Origin of the sequence: Paenibacillus sp. 453mf, assembly GCF_900116105.1 — a bacterium.
Taxonomy (GTDB): domain Bacteria; phylum Bacillota; class Bacilli; order Paenibacillales; family Paenibacillaceae; genus Paenibacillus; species Paenibacillus provencensis.
In genome coordinates, this window is the sequence record NZ_FPAC01000001.1 from 1199450 (window position 1) to 1217107 (window position 17658).

Below are 17658 nucleotides of genomic sequence, written 5' to 3' on the forward strand. Positions count from 1 at the left end.
GTTGTTTTTATTTGTTTTATACTATAAAAATCAAAAAAATAATCATATTCAAACCAAAATAAAAGTGATATACTCCCATTAAGCGTTTACAACAGTATAAAAACAACATTTCGGGAGGATCGATCATGGTTCAGAATCTGTGGGATGAATCTAATGCAGGACAATTAAACGAAGGACTCGAAAGGTTAGTATATCGTTCGAATTTGATTGGGTCGGATCGGAGGGTGTGTAACTGGGGTGGTGGAAATACTTCCAGCAAGACGGTTATCCAGGATTTTCGCGGAAGAGATGTTGAAGTCATGTATGTTAAGGGAAGCGGATCTGATCTTGCTACGATGAAATCTGGTCATTTTACCGGTCTCCGCCTGGACGATATCCGGCCGCTGATGGAGAGAGATGAGATGACGGACGAGGACATGGTCGCTTATCTAGCCAACTGTATGATTGAAGCGAAGCATCCGCGTGCCTCGATTGAAACCCTGCTGCATGCCTTTATACCATATCCTCATGTTGATCATACACACCCGGATTCCATTATCAGTATCTGCTGTGCGGATAACGGCCGTGAAATAGCGAAGGAAATCTTCGGAGACCGGTTCGTATGGGTTCCCTATGTTCGTCCTGGATTCACTTTATCCAAGATGATTGCAGAAGGAGTTATAAGTAACCCGCAGGCGGAGCTCGTTCTTATGGAGAAACATGGTCTTGTCACATGGGGGAGCACCTCGGAAGAAGTTTATGCGAAGACCATTCGTATCATTAATGAAGCGGAGAGCTATATAGAATCTAAAGTAGATGAGGCCAGTCTGTTTGGGGGAGCCCAATATGATGCGCTGCCTCAACAGGTCAGGAAGGATATTGCAGCGCAGATTATGCCGCTTATTCGGGGAGCTGTCAGCGATGAGAAGAAGATGATCCTGACCTTTGACGATGCAGAGGATGTTCTTCAGTTCGTAAATGGCAGGGATTCAGCCGAGCTGTCTCAGGTTGGAGCGGCATGCCCGGATCATCTAGTACATACCAAGGTTGTTCCGCTCTTCGTGAACTGGACTCCAGATGCGGAGGATGTGACAGGACTGAGGGAGCTTGTTGGTTCAGCCATTAAGGATTATAAAGAGAACTACAAACTATATTTTGAACGCAATAAACATGAAGGTGACGTCATGTTTGAAGCCGCTCCACGAGTTATTCTAATTCCAGGTATCGGTATGATTAATACAGGCAAGAGCTGGTCCAATTCCAAAGTAAGCGGTGCACTGTATCATCGTGCTATTGCTGTGATGAGGGGTGCTACCACGCTTGGGCAATTCGTATCACTCAGCGAGAACGAATCCTATAATGTAGAGTATTGGCCGCTTGAGCTGTATAAATTGTCGCTGGCACCGGCAGAGACGGAATTCTCAAGAAAGGTTGCGCTTATTACAGGCGGAGCAGGAGGAATCGGCAGCGAAACAGCGAGACTGCTCGTATCCGAAGGAGCCCATGTTATACTTGCTGATCTAAATTTGGAAGGGGCTCAGAAGGTAGCTGACGAAATAAACAGTCAGTATGGGGAACATCGAGCTATTCCTGTTCAGATGGATGTAACCAGTGAAGAGCAGATTCACAGAGCATACGCGGAAACCGCACTTACCTACGGTGGAGTCGATATTATTGTGAATAATGCTGGACTCGCCACTTCCAGTCCTTTTGATGAAACGTCACTCAAGGAATGGAACCTCAATATCAATGTTCTGGGAACAGGTTATTTCCTCGTTGCACGCGAAGCCTTCAAACTAATGAAGGAGCAGGGTATCGGGGGCAGCATGGTGTTTATCGGCTCGAAAAACTCCATTTATGCCGGCAAGAATGTCACCGCCTATAGCTCCGCCAAGGCGCTTGAAGCACATCTTGCCCGCTGCATCGCAGCAGAAGGTGGAGAATACGGTATCCGTGTCAATACCATTCTGCCGGATGCCATTCTACAAGGGTCAGCGATCTGGAATTCCAACTGGCGCAATGAACGTGCGGCTGCCTATGGCATTGAGCCAGATCAACTGGAGGAGCATTATCGCAAGCGTACAACGCTGCTCGTCAATATTTATCCTAGGGACATAGCGGAAGGCGTTGCTTTCTTTGCCTCATCTAAGGCCGAAAAAACAACAGGCTGCATGCTCACCATTGACGGAGGGGTGACGGCTGCGTTCACACGTTAATTATTGAATTTGACGTTCAATACACCGCGCATCTCGGAGGATTTATATTCGACTGCTTGAATGATCCGGTACATCTTCCGAGGGCGTGTTCCATTTTCTTTTATCACATAGGATCAAAGGAGAGGTCTATATGACGGATAAAGCTTATGCATGGTTTGAAGAGCAGCAAACGGCAAGGGGAATTAATGTTGAGGAAGTGAAGCGGAAGATTAAGCAGTTCAAGATTGAAACGCCATCGTGGGGATACGGTGATTCAGGAACGCGCTTCAAAGTATTTCAGAAGGAAGGCGTGCCGAGAGATCCGTTTGAGAAGATGGAGGATGCGGCTGTTGTTCATCGCCTGACAGGCCTTGCCCCCACAGTAGCCATTCATATTCCTTGGGATAAGGTGGGAGATTACGGCAAGCTTCGTTCCCACGCCGAGAGCTTGGGACTTAAGATCGGAGCAGTTAATCCGAATCTTTTTCAGGAAGAGGACTATATGCTTGGCAGTGTAACGAACAGTGATGCGGCTGTGCGCCGGAAGGCAACAGAACATCTGCTTGAATGCGTTGACATTGCAAAAGCAACAGGCTCTCGTGACCTGAGCCTCTGGTTTGCAGATGGAACCAATTATCCCGGACAGGGTGACATCCGCCAGCGGAAGAACTGGATGCAGGAAGCTTTATCCGAAATGTATAAAGCGCTTACGAAGGATATGCGGATGCTGATTGAATATAAGTGCTTTGAGCCTGGCTTCTATCATACGGATCTGGCGGACTGGGGCATGGCATACAATACAGCTTTAAAGCTTGGTGAACAGGCACAGGTGCTTGTCGATACAGGCCATCATTTGCCAGGAGCGAATATTGAACACATTGTGGCCTATCTTATTGATGAGAAGAGACTGGGTGGATTTCACTTTAACAGCCGTAAATATGCGGATGATGATCTGATTGTGGGTACCGTCAATCCCTATGAGTTATTCCTTATCTTCTATCAGATTCTGAACGGGGCTGTGGACACAGATGAAGGTATTCGGCAAGGTGTAGACTCCATTGCTTATATGCTGGACCAATCCCATAACATTGAGCAGAAAATACCGGCTATGATTCGTTCGGTGCTGAATGTTCAGACTGCTTATGCCAAAGCGCTTCTTATCGATCATTCAGAGGTTGCGGCTGCCCAAGAAAAGAATGACGTACTGGCAGCGGAGCATGCGATCCGCAAGGCATCTGAATTCGATGTAACTCCACTGCTGCATGCAGTTAGAGAAGAAGAAGGGTTACCGATTGATCCGATGGAGGCTTATCTTATGAGCAGCTATCCAGAGGAGATCAAGGCACGCGGTAAGGGAGGGGCGAGCTGGTGAACATCCTCGCCTATGATTTAGGAGCTTCAAGCGGAAGGGCAGTCCTTGGGCTGCTGAGTGACTCCCGCATCCAGATCAAGGAAATTCACCGCTTCTCTAACGATCCGGTGATGGCAGGAGATCATTTGCATTGGGATATACTTAGGCTGCTTCATGAGCTTAAGCAGGGGATGCTGAAGGTGAAGCTGCAAGGGGAGAAGATTTCCAGCGTAGGCATTGATTCATGGGCTGTCGATTATGGGCTCCTCAATCAGAAGGGGGAGCTGCTCGGAAGTCCATATCATTACCGCGATAAACGGACCGATGGTGTGATGGAGAAAGTGACCGCCAACATTCCGGCAGAGCATATTTTTCGGAAGACAGGAATTCAGTTCCTGCCCTTTAACACCATTTATCAGCTTGCTGTTCTCAAGCAGCAGAACTCCTATATGCTGAAGGAAGCCGCTCATTTTCTAATGATACCGGATTTGCTGCGGTTCTTCCTGACGGGTGAGAAATTGAATGAATTTACAAATGCAACGACAACACAGCTGTTTAATCCATGTACGGGCGACTGGGATTCGGAGCTGCTATACCGGATTGGCATACCGGAGGCATGGTTCGGCAAGGTACTGACCCCGGGATCGGATGCAGGTGAGCTGAGACCCTCTGTGATGCAGGAGCTGGGAGTACCTAACGTTCGCTTCGTTGCCGTAGCTGAGCATGATACCGGTTCAGCTGTGGCAGCGGTACCTGCGACGACACGATCATTCGCTTATCTTAGCTGTGGCACATGGTCACTTATGGGGACAGAGATGGATGCACCTGTTATTAATGAGACTTCTCAGGCTCTGAATTTTACAAATGAAGGCGGAGCTAATCATACGTATCGTCTACTCAAAAATATTATGGGACTCTGGATCTTTCAGGAGACGCTGCGACAATTTGGGCGTGCGGGCAAGACGTACAGCTATGATGAAATATTAAGACTTGCTCAAGATGCAAAGCCTTTCCAATACTTCATAGATCCGGATGATTCTTCCTTCTTGCCGGCGGGCAGTATGACTGACCGCATTGAGGCCTACCTGACCAGAACGGGTCAAGGATTGCCGCAATCCGACGGGGAAATGGTTCGCTGTATACTTGAGAGCCTTGCCCTGAAATATAGACATGTGCTGGAAATGACAGAGCAGGTATCCGGGCAGCAATTTGACAGTCTTCATATGGTGGGCGGAGGCATTAACAATAAGCTGCTATGCGCTTGGACTGCAAGTGCAATCGGTAAACCTGTATATGCAGGTCCCGTAGAAGCAAGTGCGATTGGTAATCTGGTCGTACAGTGGAGGAATCAAGGCATATTCAAGAGTGCGGCGGAAGCTCGGGCCGTCATACGCGATTCTTTTCCTGTTCTAACCTATGAGCCGGAACAGGCGGAAGCCTGGAGAGAGGCGTACGGCAGTTTCACCAAGTATACAGGTCTAGCTGCCTATGCCTAAATCTGGAGGATGCCTATGCTAGTTGCTGAACGTTATGCGGCGATCACCCGGCTCGTCAATGACAGAGGAAGTATTCGGGTATCCGAGCTGAGCAGCTTGTGCCAAGTAACCGAGGAGACCATTCGCCGGGATTTGGATCGGCTTGAGAGAGAAGGGAAGCTGAGACGTTCACACGGCGGTGCTGTACGTATAAGGCTTTCTGATGAACATATGGAAACCCCTTATAGTGAGCGTGAAATCACTCGTACGGAGGAGAAACGGCGGATTGCTCTGGAAGCGGTGAAGTTTATAGAACCTCATGAGCGCATCCTTCTAGATGCAAGCACGACCGCTTGGTATACAGCCCGAAGCTTACCGGATATTCCGATTACAGTTCTAACGAATTCCATTCGGGTAGTAACAGAGCTATCCAGCAAGAAGCACATCGAAGTTATTGCTGCTGGGGGTCAGCTCCTGCCTGAGTCAATGTCCTTTGTTGGACCACTTGTCGAGCGTTCTCTGGACACCTATCACGTGGATAAGCTCTTTTTGTCCTGCCAAGGTGTTCATGTGGATAGAGGCATCAGTGAAATGAATGAGCTTCAAGCGAGAGTGAAGCAGAGGATGATTGGAATGTCCGATCAGGTGTTCTTACTAGCAGATTCCAGCAAGTTTGGCATACAGGCGCTGACTCATGTCGCTGGGCTTGATAAGGTACAGCACATTATTACGTGTCAAGATGTGAGGGAAGAAACTGTAAGAGCACTTAAGGAACGTTCTATACATGTCACCATAGTTTAGTCTTGAATAGATAAGAGGTGTACTCAGATGAAGGTCTCTTTATTTATTACATGTCTCAGTGATGCGATCTATCCGAGGGTAGGAGAAGCGATGGTGCGCATACTGGCCAGATATGGCATACAGGTGGACTTTCCCAAAGTCCAGACCTGCTGTGGTCAGCCAGCTTATAACAGCGGGTATTTCGATGAAGCCAGAGCGGCCGCGAGAACGATACTGGATGCTTTTGATGACAGCGATTTTGTCGTATCTCCATCCGGTTCATGTACGTATATGGTCCACCATTATTCGAATTTATTCCAGGAAGAGCCGGAAATGCTGGAGAAAGCGAAACGATTGGAAGCGAAGACCTATGAGTTCACACAGTTCCTTGTCCATGTGATGGGAATTAAGGATCTTGGGGCTGTGTTTCCACATAAGGTGACCTATCACCCCTCTTGTCATGGCAGCCGGCTCCTTGGCGTCAAGAATGAACCGATGGCTCTGCTTCAGGAGGTAAAAGGCATAGATCTTGTACCCTTACCTTTTGCAGAGGACTGCTGCGGCTTTGGCGGCACCTTTGCCGTGAAGATGGCGGACATTTCCGGAGCGATGGTTACGGAGAAGGCGGAGCATGTTGTTGAGACCGAAGCCGAAGTGCTTGTAGGTCTAGATATGGCCTGTCTGATGAACATCGCGGGCCAGCTGCGTTATCGAAATCAACCGGTACGAGTCATGCATCTGGCGGAGCTGTTGTATGAGGGGGTGAAGTCTTCATGACCAGTTTGGGTTCAGCAGGTCCAAAGGTTCAGGTGAAGGAGCGTGCAGGCCTGGCGCTCAATGATGAATTTTTGCGAAAAGCAGTTAAGTTCACGACAGAGCGTCTCAGAGGCGGGAAGAAGCTGGCCTCCGAGGAGCATGGACGCTGGGAAGAGTGGCGTGAGCAGGGCAGACAGATCCGGCTTCATACGATTGCCCATTTGGATTATTACTTGAATCTTTTTGTGGAGAATGCCCGCGCAAACGGGGTTCATGTTCATTTTGCCGATACGGGGGAAGAAGCCGTCCGTATTGCCCTCCAAATCGCAGAGCACCGCGGAGCCAAGTCTGTCGTCAAATCGAAGTCCATGGTATCCGAAGAGCTGCATCTTAATCATGCGCTGGAAGAAGCAGGAATTGAAGCGATTGAGACGGATCTAGGTGAATATATTATCCAGCTGGCCGGAGAAATGCCTTCACATATCGTTATCCCCGCCATTCATAAGAATCGATATCAAATTGCTGAGCTGTTGTCTGAGGTTGCCGGAGAAACACTCCCTCCGGATACGACGGTGCTTGCCGGCTTTGTTCGAAAAATATTGCGGGAGCGCTTCCTTGATGCCGATATCGGCATGACGGGCTGTAATTTTGCCATTGCCGAGACCGGTTCCATGGTGCTGTTCGAGAATGAAGGCAATGCCCGGATGGTCAGCACCCTTCCGAAGACGCAGATTACGCTGATGGGAATGGAGAGAATTATTCCTTCCTGGACAGATCTGGAGGTTATGGCTACGCTGCTTCCTAGATCAGCGACGGGCCAGCGGATTACAATGTACATGTCCGGTATCACCGGACCTAAACGTGACGAGGATGCAGATGGTCCTGAGCAAATGCACATGATTATTGTCGATAACGGCCGTTCGCTTCAGCTTGGTGATCCCGAATTTCAGGAGCTGCTTAATTGTATTCGCTGCGGGGCGTGTCTGAATGCCTGTCCGGTATACCGTCACATCGGAGGTCATGCTTATGGAAGTACATACAGTGGACCGATCGGAGCTGTGCTCACCCCTGCACTGAACAAGAATGTAGCTGAATGGGATGATATCGCCAATGCATCGAGTCTATGTGGTGCCTGTTATGAGGCTTGTCCGGTTAAGATTCCTCTGCATGACATGCTTGTAGCACTACGTCGACGCAAGGTGGAAGGTGGACATGGCAACAAGGTCGAAACGGCAGGTATGAAGGCATATGCAGCTGTTGTATCCAAATCCTCCCGATTTGGCGCAGCTCTGAAGGCAGGTCAACTGGGACAGAAGCTTGTTGTGAAGAATGGAGAAATTACGTTAAAAGCGGGGCCTTTAAAAGGCTGGAATTCCTATCGTGTGACACCATCATTAGCCAAGACCAGCTTCAGGCAATCCTGGGAACGGCTCAAATCTGAAATTAAGGATGAGGCGCCTGAGATGGAGCCGAATCTCGTTGCAAGATTACAAGCGATTGTTGAAGCCAGGGCAGCAGGAGGGAGGAAGCAAATATGAGTGGCACGGAAGAAACGTGGCTTAAGGAGCTCACAGAACAGTCTATGAAGAAGCAGGAGCGTTTCATGAATCACATTGCTTCCCGTCTGAAGAGACCCAGACAGATATCCGCGCCTGCTCAGCCATTTCGGGGATCTCCGGGCTTCTGGTACGAAATGGAGTGGGATGAGCAGGAACGAATTGAGAAGTTTACAAACCATTTTGAAAGTGTAGGCGGTCATGTGGTCCAGGTTACAAGCTATACCGAAGCCGGACAATTCATTGCTGACAAAGCTGAGGAGCTTGGCGCCAAGCGGATCATCAGGCAGGATCAGCCTGAGCTGAACAGCTTGGGACTTGAGGATAAGCAGCCTGCCTTAAATATCTCTACCTGGAATTCAGAGGATGATGTGAATTGGAAAGCCGTAGCCGCAGAAGCGGATTTCGGTATTGTCATTGCAGATGGTGCAGCCGCTTACACAGGCTCGATTCTCGTGAAATCTGCGAGAGAAAAAGGCAGATCTGTGACTCTTCTGCCTACAGTGATGTTCATTATTATCCCTGTGGATAGGCTGAAGACGAGACTTGGTGAGCTGCTAACTCCGTTGGATGAGCTGGGGCGGGAGCGGCTTCCCGCAGGTGTCCATTTCATATCCGGACCGAGCCGCTCATCCGATATTGAGAATGAACTGACGATCGGTGTGCATGGACCGGGAATCGTATATGCCTTCCTGCTGGGATAAGAACAGAAGGAAGCTTTGAGCCAATTTAAAGTCTTTTTAAAGCCTGTCAGATTCCATTTGTCTTTGACAGGTTTTTTCGCTTTGTCTGGTTAATGACCAAGGTGTATTTAATGTAAGAGTAGGCTCGCTATGTAGAGTGGTAAAAGCATAAGTTCTCATCTTATCTTTACACTAAGCTTTTTAAATTTGGAATAAGATGGATAATTAGTCGTAGGTAAATATGACCTTGTGCCTGTTGAAGCTGCCATAATAGCGTGATACGGTATTTATAAGATTGGAGCTTATCATCACCCTAGAATCATTTTTTGAAAAAGTGAGGAGGATCGGTTCCGCTTTTTTTTACATCAAAATGACTGTTCTACTAAAATGGTCAATCAGTTCGAATGTCATATTATTCGCTGAAATCTTGCCAAGTCTGTCTAAAGAGAAAACATATTATTGGAGGGAATGTGGATGTCTGTGTCTGTAAAAATACCTCAGCCCAAAACCTACGGTCCGCTGGGGAATCTGCCTTTGCTTGATGTGCATGCTCCAGTGCAGTCTCTCGTCAAAATCGCTTATGAGCAAGGTCCCATCTTTCAAATTCAATATCCGGGCCGCAAAGAAATTTATATCTCAGGGCATGAGTATGTAGAGGATGCTTGTGACGAGAAACGGTTTGACAAGAGAATCTGGGCACCGCTCCAAAATGTGCGTCCATTCGCCGGTGATGGATTATTTACGAGTGCTACAGATGAGCCGAACTGGAAGAAGGCTCACAATATTTTGCTATCCAGCTTCAGCCAGCGGGCGATGCAGGGTTACCATTCCAAAATGCTGGATATCGCCGTGCAGCTGATTCAGAAATGGGCGCGACTCAATCCCGATGAAACGGTCGACATACCGGGAGACATGACCAGGTTAACTTTGGACACCATCGGTCTGTGCGGTTTTGACTATCGATTCAACAGCTTTTATCGTGAGGACTATCATCCCTTTATTGATCGTATGGTTAGAGCGCTGGATGAAGGAATGAGCCAGCTCCACCGATTGGGTATACAGGATCTGTTCATGGTACAGAAGAAGAAGCAATTTAATGAAGATATACAGGGCATGTTTGAGCTCGTCGACGACTTGATCTGGGAACGTAAGGCGCACGGGGGGAATCCGGGAGATTTGTTGTCCCATATGCTGGAGGGAACCGACCCGGAGACAGGTGAGACGCTGGATCTTGAAAATATCCGGTATCAAATGATTACTTTCTTGATCGCAGGACATGAAACAACAAGCGGCTTGCTGTCCTTCGCCATGTATTATTTGCTTAAGCATCCTGATAAGCTTACGAAGGCAAGGGAAGAAGTGGACCGTATATTCAAGAGTTCCCTTCCTACCTACAATCAGGTTCGCGATTTAAAATATATTCGTATGGTGCTTAATGAAGCCCTAAGATTATGGCCGACGGCTCCCGCCTTCTCATTATATGCCAAGGAAGATACTGAAATTGGCGGGAAATATCCGATGAAGAAAGGCGACAGTGTAACTGTACTCATTCCAAAATTGCATCGTGACGAGCGTGTATGGGGGATGGATGTTGATAAATTCATCCCAGAGCGCTTTGAGGATCCAAGCAAGGTGCCGCATGATGCATACAAGCCATTTGGTAATGGTCAAAGAGCTTGTATAGGGCAGCAGTTTGCCATGCAGGAAGCTACATTGGTGCTGGGAATGGTGCTGCAGCACTTTGATCTGATTGATTACGCTAATTATGAATTGAAGGTGAAAGAAACGTTGACGCTGAAACCGGAGGATTTCAGGGTTAAAGTACGCAGCCGCGGCATGAATAACATGATGATGTTGTCCGGTTCTTCTTCAGCATATCAAACAGAGGTGTCAAGCAAATCGGAAGAGCTTAGCAGTGTACCGGCTCATAATACTCCGATGCTTGTATTATACGGATCGAATCTCGGCACAGCCGAAGGGATCGCAAGAGAGGTAGCGGATACGGCTAAATACCAAGGCTTTGATGCAAGCGTCGCTCCACTCGACAATTACGCCTCCCATCTTCCTAAAGAAGGTGTTGTATTCATTGTAACGGCATCCTATAATGGTCAGCCTCCATCGAATGCAAAGAATTTTGTAGACTGGCTCGAGCAGGCTCCTGCCACTGAAATAGAGGGAGTCCGTTATGTTGTGTTCGGATGCGGAGACCATAACTGGGCAAGTACGTATCAGCGTGTACCCAGGTTTATTGATGAAACGCTGCACACGAAGGGAGCCATCCGCCTATTGGAACGCGGTGAGAGTGATGCAAGTGGTGATTTTGAGCAGGAAGTTGATGATTTTACGGAGTCACTATGGCCAGATTTAATGCAGAAGCTTCAAATTACAGTCGATGAATCGGTGCCGAAGCGACGGAGCAGCTTATCTATCTCATACGTAGAAGGTGTAGCTGCGGTACCGCTGGCCGAAACTTACAAGGCATATTCGGCAATGATCACTGAGAGCCGAAATTTACAGCACCAAAACAGCAGCAGAATAACCCAGCATATCGAGATCGAGCTGCCGGAGGGGATGACTTACCAAGAAGGGGATCATCTGGGCGTACTCGCTCATAATTCGGAGAAGCTGGTTAGCAGGGTACTGAAACGATTTGGCTTAACTGGTTCAAGTCATCTTGTTCTGAGAGCCGACGGGCGTAGCAGCGCTCATCTTCCAGTAGGAACAACGGTGAGACTGGATGACCTGCTCACACATAGTGTGGAGCTTCAGGCTCCGGCAACTAGAGCACAGCTTAGAGAGCTTGCCTCCTATACAGTGTGTCCTCCTCACGCCAAGGAGCTGCATGCACTTCTAGAAGATGAGCTATATAAGAGTGAAATCAGAGACAAAAGAATAACGATGCTTGACCTGCTAGAGAAGTACGAGGCCTGCGAGCTCCCGTTTGAGAGATTCCTTGAGCTCCTGCCTGCGCTTACACCTCGCTATTATTCCATTTCCAGCTCTCCGAAGCTTCATCCGCATACAGCAAGCATTACGGTCAGCGTGGTTCGCGGGCCTGCATGGAGCGGAAGCGGGGAATACAGGGGGGTTGCGTCAAACTATTTGGCGGAGCTTGAGCCAGGCGCGAAAATATTTATGTTTGTACAGACACCTGAGTCTGGGTTTCAGCTGCCGGATGCTCCGGATACTCCAATCATTATGATTGGACCTGGAACCGGGGTAGCTCCTTTCCGCGGCTTTGTTCAGGCGAGAAGTGTAATGAAGCAGCAGGGCAAGAAGCTTGGGGAGGCCCATTTATATTTTGGCTGCCGAACTCCAGAACATGACTTTCTGTATCAGGAAGAGCTCATTTCGGCTCAGGAGCAGGGAATTGTTACGCTCCATACGGCCTTTTCCCGCGTTGAAGGACAGGATAAATGTTATGTTCAGCATCTGATTCAAAAAGATGCCGATCAACTGCTTCAGTTGATCGAGAATGGCGCCAAAACATTTATATGTGGTGATGGTGTGTGGATGGCGCCTGATGTGGAGAAGACACTCATCTCCAGTTATCAGCGTCATACTCAGTCCAGTGAAGAGGAAGCCGTATCGTGGCTGCGAGCGCTGGAATCCAGTGGCAGGTATGTAAAGGATGTATGGGCAGGATCTAAGATCGAACAGGAGAAGACCGTCCCGGCCAAGGTACTATAGGTTCCTGAGACGTGAACTTATCTCCAGTATCGCGGTTCTCGTTAATACGATTAATCAAAATGGGGATGAAGAGCTTTCAAGTTCTTCATCCTTTTTTCTCGTAATGTGTTAACATATTGGTAAAAGGAGGTATATCATGAAGAAAATTGCATTATTGTTTCTTTTTGCGTTAGTTTTATCCGCATGTAGTAACACTGAAGAACCACCACCGGCTACTCAGGGAACTGAACTCCAAGATCTACAGGACGAAAATCAACAACTCAAAGAAGAGCTTGAGGCTTCTAAAAGTAGTGTGCCTTCAGAGGAGCACATGAATGTTATTCGAGGGACATTGAATGCATCTTTTAAAATAATCGATGCTATGAATAATAGAGATTATGAAGCCTTGAAGTCCCTTTCTGTTCCTAATATTGAGTTTGACGAACAGGCAGAAACATACACACTACAAGGCATTGATGATAAACAGAATGTTTCGCTCTTGACCTCCATTGGCATTGGTAATCTGGAATACAGAGGATATACTCAAACGAATGAAAATGAAGTTGAAGTGTTCCTGGCGAATTATTACGATGAAGGACATGTAGCAATTTATATGCATTTCGAGTTGGTTGATCAACAATGGCTTTATAAAGGACATTATACGAATTAAGATGTTAGATCGTCTTTAGGAAGCCTTTTATTTTTGATATGATGTTGGTAGAATTGAGAAGTACATATTCACAGAAGGAGGAGTTATATATGAAGATGATGCCATTGCGTCATAAAGGCATTAATGCCAGTCAAGTGGTGTTCGGTTCGATGTCATTGGGTGGTGGATGGAACACCAATCCGGTCACGCAAGAACATGTGCTTGAAGCAGAGAGAGCGGTAGATGCTGCACGTGAAATCGGGATTAATATGTATGATCATGCGGACATTTACACTTTCGGCAAAGCGGAAGAAACCTTTGGGAAGATACTGCAGGCACAGCCGTCCCTCAGGGAAGAAATCATTATACAATCCAAATGCGGCATAAGACTTCAAGACGGTGATCTTCCAGGAAGATATGACTTCTCCAAAGAGCATATTTTGAATTCGGTGGATGGGATATTAAGCCGTTTGGGTACCGAATACATCGATATTTTACTATTGCATCGTCCAGACCCTCTTATGGAACCGGAAGAAATTGCGGAAGCCCTAACTTTGTTGAAATCTGCAGGCAAGGTTCGTCATTTTGGCGTTTCCAATATGAATGTGGGTCAAATTGAATTTTTGCAGCGTTCGCTTCCGTATCCGATTATTGTAAACCAGCTGCAGATGAGCTTGTCTCACTTGCATTTTGTTGATGAGGTGGTCTTTGTCAATCAAGCTGCTGGAACGAAGGTAAACTTTGGCGCAGGACTGCTTGAGTTCAGCCAGATGCAGGACATTCAGCTTCAAGCCTGGAGTCCGCTGTCACAAGGAATATTCACAGGTAAGGACGTTTCGGATCAGCCGGAGCATATTCAGGCTGCAGCGAAGCTCGTTCAGGACATGGCCGAAGAGAAGGAAACCACTCGTGAAGCGATCGTACTCGGCTGGCTTATGAGACATCCTGCGATGATTCAACCGGTCATCGGTACGATCAATCCTGAGCGGATTAAGGCGACGGGGGACGCTGTCCGCCAAGGCCAGCTCATGACCCGGGATGAATGGTACAAGCTGTATGTTACAGCAAGAGGACCTAGACTGCCGTAAACTTAATGCTTAATCGGGCCGGCGATGAACACTCTAACTTAGCGCTGCTATCATTTTGGCATAAGCAGATGTTGTCGCTGCAAGGGAGAGTGGTGTGGCTTGGTATCCAATATAAGTCTTATTCTTTTTCTTTTCCTTTCATTAGCGGTCTTTTTCATTAGCATTCAGCAGCGCCGCAAGACGGGGAAAGTAAGGTTTAGTGGACTAGGTAAAGAAAATACGATGCTGATGGTGCTGATCTATGTACTTGGCGGTATTTACCTGATAACGAGTGAAGGATGGCTCAAATACGTTATTTTCATGCTCTCGTTTATTGTCTATTATTTTGTAAGTCAGTTTTATGTCGGGGAGAACGGTGTGAAGTTTGGCATTTATTTTATTCCTTATCATAAGGTGACCGGATACAGGCAATATGATGGTTCAAATGACGTGACATTATATATTGAAGGTAAATCCAAAGGGATCTATCTCAAACCCAAAATCGAATACCGCAGCAGTTTGATTCAATCGGCGCTTGAAATGAAGGGGATTTCTGAGCAGCAACGGTGATGTCTTCTCTGCAAAATACACAAATAAGCTGTCTCTATGAGATAGCTTATTTGTGTTGAAACCATTTTTATAACAACAGGAATCATACGTAATCCACACAAATAAAAGATTCTTATATGACGTATTATATATTGACCATTATCCATTTGTGACGTAATATATTGGCTAAGTTGGATTTGAAAAAAATGGAAAATAAGTTCTTGAAAAACGATGAGATGAGGAGAGATAGGATGACGGACAAACGTGTATTCATGTTCAGTGAAGGCAATGCATCGATGCGTGAGCTTCTGGGTGGAAAAGGGGCGGACTTGGCGGAAATGACAAGAGCGGGCTTACCCGTACCTTACGGCTTTACGATTACGACGGCTTCATGCCGGGATTATTACACTCATCTTGGACATATTCCCCTTTCCCTTATTGAAGAAATTGAAGAAGCACTTGTGAGTCTGGAACAGAAGACTGGCAAAACATTCGGCGATACAGAGAATCCTTTATTCGTTGCCGTGCGTTCCGGTGCAGTGACTTCTATGCCGGGAATGATGGACACGATCCTTAACCTTGGCATGAATGATGAGACAACAGAAGGGCTGGCGGCAATCTCTGGCAATCGCAAATATGCGCTGGAATGCTATGCCCGCTTTATACAAATGTATGGACATGTGGTGATGGGAATCGAGAACAATGCATTCTCGAAATTATTGCGTCACATCAATGGAGCTCAAGGGACAGAACATATCGGACAGCTCGAACCAACAGAACTGGAGGAGCTGATCCATAAATACAAATCACTTATTCAGCAGCGTGCCAAGAAACCGATGCCGCAAAATGTAAGAGAGCAGGTGATAGATGCCGTACGTGCCATCTTCCGTTCCTGGTCTAATCCGAGAGCGAAGGTATATCGTAAGGTTCACAAGATCTCAGAGGATCAGGGTACTGCTGTCAGTGTTCAGGAAATGGTATTTGGCAATCTGGATGAGTACAGCGGAACAGGTGTGCTTTTTACTCGAAACCCATCAACTGGAGTTCATGAAATACTTGGGGAGTATCTGCCTTCGGCCCAAGGAGAAGAAGTGGTTATGGGCATCCGCACTCCGTTTGGGATATCGTATCTTGCACAAACCATGCCGGCTGTTTATGAAGAGCTTCACGAAGCAGCATCCAAGCTGGAAGCATGGTATGGAGATATTCAGGACATAGAATTCACAATTGAGCAAGGTAAACTGTACATACTTCAGACTCGCGGAGCGAGGCGGACTGCCCAAGCGGCGATGAAAGCAGCTGTCGATTATGCGAAAGAAGGCATTATTACCAAAGAAGAGGCTTTGCTTCGAATTGAGCCTGAGCATCTGAATCAGCTGCTGCATCAATCGATTGAAGCTCAGGATGTGGATAAAGTCGTTGCAACGGGACTTCCAGCTTCTCCCGGAGCCGTGAGCGGTGCGCTTGTGTTTGATTCCGAAACGGCAGAAGCATGGACTTCTGTTGGCAAAAGAGTTATTTTGGTGCGCAGAGAAACAACGCCTCAGGATATTCATGGGGTTATTGCGGCTGAAGGCCTGCTAACACTGCGGGGAGGCATGACGAGCCATGCAGCGGTGGTCGCTAGAGGGATGGGGACACCCTGCGTTTGCGGCTGTGAAGAGATGGAGCTTCGTGAGGATAAGAAGGAGCTGATCTGCGGGAAATACACGTTCCAGGAAGGAGATCTGATCTCGCTAGATGGGGCAACGGGTCAGGTATATGCAGGAGAGATCAAGCTGAAGGATCCCGAAATTTCGGAGGAATTGTCTCTTGTTCTCAGCTGGGCGGATGAGGTTAAGCATATGAAGGTATATGCAAATATTGATCAGCCTGGTGATGTAAAATATGCACGTAAATGGGGAGCCGAGGGAATAGGCTTATGCCGCACAGAGCATATGTTTCTGTCTCCTTCCAGACTGCCGCTGATTCAGCGGGTCATCGTCGCCGGAAATGCCCAGGAGCGTCAAGAGGCGCTGTATCGTTTAATGCCTATTCAGCAATCCGATTTTGAGCAGATCTTTACGGAGATGGATGGACTGCCTGTTACGATTCGTTTGCTGGACCCGCCTCTGCATGAGTTTTTGCCGAAGCTCGAAGTACTTGAAGGCAGAAAAGAACATCTTCGCATGATTACGATGGATGGGGACACAGATGAGCTGGACAAAGTGGAACGAGTCATTTCGAAGGTGCAGGAGTTAAGAGAAACGAATCCCATGCTTGGATGGCGTGGGGCAAGACTTGGTATTGTATTCCCCGAAATCTATGATATGCAAATAGAGGCGATCTTCCGTGCAGCTGCGAACTGTATAGACAGAGGGATATCGGTTGTACCTGAGATTATGATACCTCTGATTGGGCATGCAAACGAGCTGTCCACGCTGAGAAAGCTTGTGGATGAAGTCGCGGAACAAGTGCTCAGAGAGAATCTGAGGCATTGTCCGTATCGGGTTGGAACGATGATAGAAGTTCCACGTGCGGCCTTGACCGCCGCAGAGATAGCGAAGCATGCTGATTTTTTCTCTTTTGGCACAAATGATTTAACGCAGATGACGCTCGGCTACAGCAGAGATGATGCGGAACGCAGATTCCTCAGCCAATATATGGAACAGAAGATTATTGAAGCCAACCCTTTCGAAGTGTTGGATGAGGAAGGTGTAGGTGAGCTGATGAAGCTGGCCCTCAGCAGAGGACGTACCTGGAAGCCGCATCTTGTGGCAGGGCTGTGTGGTGAGCATGGCGGTGATCGAGACTCTATTCGCTTCTGTCATCAGATTGGACTGGATTATGTCAGCTGTTCACCGTATCGGGTGCCCTTTGCCCGAATTGCTGCGGCGCAAGCAGAAATTCTGGAGCGAGATGTGTCGGCGTCTAATGTCGGCTCAGAGGTAACGAGCACTGCATAATCTT

General features: G+C 47.6%; 12 protein-coding genes. All 12 read left to right on the forward strand.

What is annotated here, in order from left to right:
- Window positions 1-125: 125 nt before the first annotated feature.
- The gene (locus BM415_RS05825) at window positions 126-2195 is read left to right on the forward strand and encodes a bifunctional aldolase/short-chain dehydrogenase (protein WP_091155593.1); all 2070 of its coding nucleotides are present in this window, start codon (window positions 126-128) and stop codon (window positions 2193-2195) included.
- Window positions 2196-2325: 130 nt separating this feature from the next.
- A complete protein-coding gene (rhaI, locus tag BM415_RS05830; RefSeq protein ID WP_091155595.1) occupies window positions 2326-3546 on the forward strand; it encodes an L-rhamnose isomerase in 1221 nt (406 codons plus the stop codon).
- Window positions 3543-5021 (forward strand): rhamnulokinase, encoded by a 1479-nt coding sequence (locus BM415_RS05835; protein ID WP_091155598.1) that lies wholly within the window; start codon window positions 3543-3545, stop codon window positions 5019-5021. Before rhaI ends, BM415_RS05835 begins: the two co-directional genes overlap by 4 nt.
- A gap of 15 nt (window positions 5022-5036) precedes the next feature.
- Window positions 5037-5801, forward strand: coding sequence for a DeoR/GlpR family DNA-binding transcription regulator (locus BM415_RS05840; RefSeq protein WP_091155600.1), 765 nt, complete (start codon window positions 5037-5039; stop codon window positions 5799-5801).
- 27 nt (window positions 5802-5828) lie between these two features.
- Window positions 5829-6557, forward strand: a complete 729-nt coding sequence (locus tag BM415_RS05845; protein WP_091155603.1) for a (Fe-S)-binding protein — start codon at window positions 5829-5831, stop codon at window positions 6555-6557.
- Complete coding sequence (locus BM415_RS05850; protein ID WP_091155605.1) at window positions 6554-8074, forward strand: LutB/LldF family L-lactate oxidation iron-sulfur protein; 1521 nt, start codon at window positions 6554-6556, stop codon at window positions 8072-8074. The genes BM415_RS05845 and BM415_RS05850 overlap by 4 nt, the downstream gene beginning before the upstream one ends.
- Window positions 8071-8796, forward strand: a complete 726-nt coding sequence (locus tag BM415_RS05855; protein WP_091155608.1) for a LutC/YkgG family protein — start codon at window positions 8071-8073, stop codon at window positions 8794-8796. Before BM415_RS05850 ends, BM415_RS05855 begins: the two co-directional genes overlap by 4 nt.
- Before the next feature lie 453 nt (window positions 8797-9249).
- On the forward strand, window positions 9250-12465 hold the full coding sequence (locus tag BM415_RS05860; RefSeq protein ID WP_091155610.1) for a bifunctional cytochrome P450/NADPH--P450 reductase: 3216 nt from the start codon (window positions 9250-9252) through the stop codon (window positions 12463-12465).
- 136 nt (window positions 12466-12601) lie between these two features.
- Window positions 12602-13114: a hypothetical protein gene (locus BM415_RS05865; protein ID WP_091155612.1), complete on the forward strand. Its 513-nt coding sequence runs from the start codon at window positions 12602-12604 to the stop codon at window positions 13112-13114.
- An 89-nt stretch (window positions 13115-13203) separates the two neighbouring features.
- Window positions 13204-14181 carry an aldo/keto reductase gene (locus BM415_RS05870; protein WP_091155615.1) on the forward strand — a complete coding sequence of 326 codons (978 nt, stop codon included), beginning with the start codon at window positions 13204-13206 and terminating at the stop codon, window positions 14179-14181.
- Between the two features lie 99 nt (window positions 14182-14280).
- Entirely contained in the window at window positions 14281-14730 is a 450-nt protein-coding gene (locus BM415_RS05875; protein ID WP_091155616.1) for a hypothetical protein, read from the forward strand.
- Window positions 14731-14960: 230 nt separating this feature from the next.
- The gene (gene ppdK / locus BM415_RS05880; RefSeq protein WP_091155619.1) at window positions 14961-17654 is read left to right on the forward strand and encodes a pyruvate, phosphate dikinase; all 2694 of its coding nucleotides are present in this window, start codon (window positions 14961-14963) and stop codon (window positions 17652-17654) included.
- Window positions 17655-17658: the final 4 nt, after the last annotated feature.

Excerpts from the sequence above, each read along its gene's own strand:
- BM415_RS05825 (WP_091155593.1), top strand. The coding sequence starts at position 126 with ATGGTTCAGAATCTGTGGGATGAATCTAATGCAGGACAATTAAACGAA.
- BM415_RS05845 (WP_091155603.1), top strand. The coding sequence starts at position 5,829 with ATGAAGGTCTCTTTATTTATTACATGTCTCAGTGATGCGATCTATCCG.
- BM415_RS05855 (WP_091155608.1), top strand. The coding sequence starts at position 8,071 with ATGAGTGGCACGGAAGAAACGTGGCTTAAGGAGCTCACAGAACAGTCT.
- rhaI (WP_091155595.1), top strand. The coding sequence starts at position 2,326 with ATGACGGATAAAGCTTATGCATGGTTTGAAGAGCAGCAAACGGCAAGG.
- BM415_RS05865 (WP_091155612.1), top strand. The coding sequence starts at position 12,602 with ATGAAGAAAATTGCATTATTGTTTCTTTTTGCGTTAGTTTTATCCGCA.
- BM415_RS05860 (WP_091155610.1), top strand. The coding sequence starts at position 9,250 with ATGTCTGTGTCTGTAAAAATACCTCAGCCCAAAACCTACGGTCCGCTG.
- BM415_RS05850 (WP_091155605.1), top strand. The coding sequence starts at position 6,554 with ATGACCAGTTTGGGTTCAGCAGGTCCAAAGGTTCAGGTGAAGGAGCGT.
- ppdK (WP_091155619.1), top strand. The coding sequence starts at position 14,961 with ATGACGGACAAACGTGTATTCATGTTCAGTGAAGGCAATGCATCGATG.
- BM415_RS05870 (WP_091155615.1), top strand. The coding sequence starts at position 13,204 with ATGAAGATGATGCCATTGCGTCATAAAGGCATTAATGCCAGTCAAGTG.
- BM415_RS05840 (WP_091155600.1), top strand. The coding sequence starts at position 5,037 with ATGCTAGTTGCTGAACGTTATGCGGCGATCACCCGGCTCGTCAATGAC.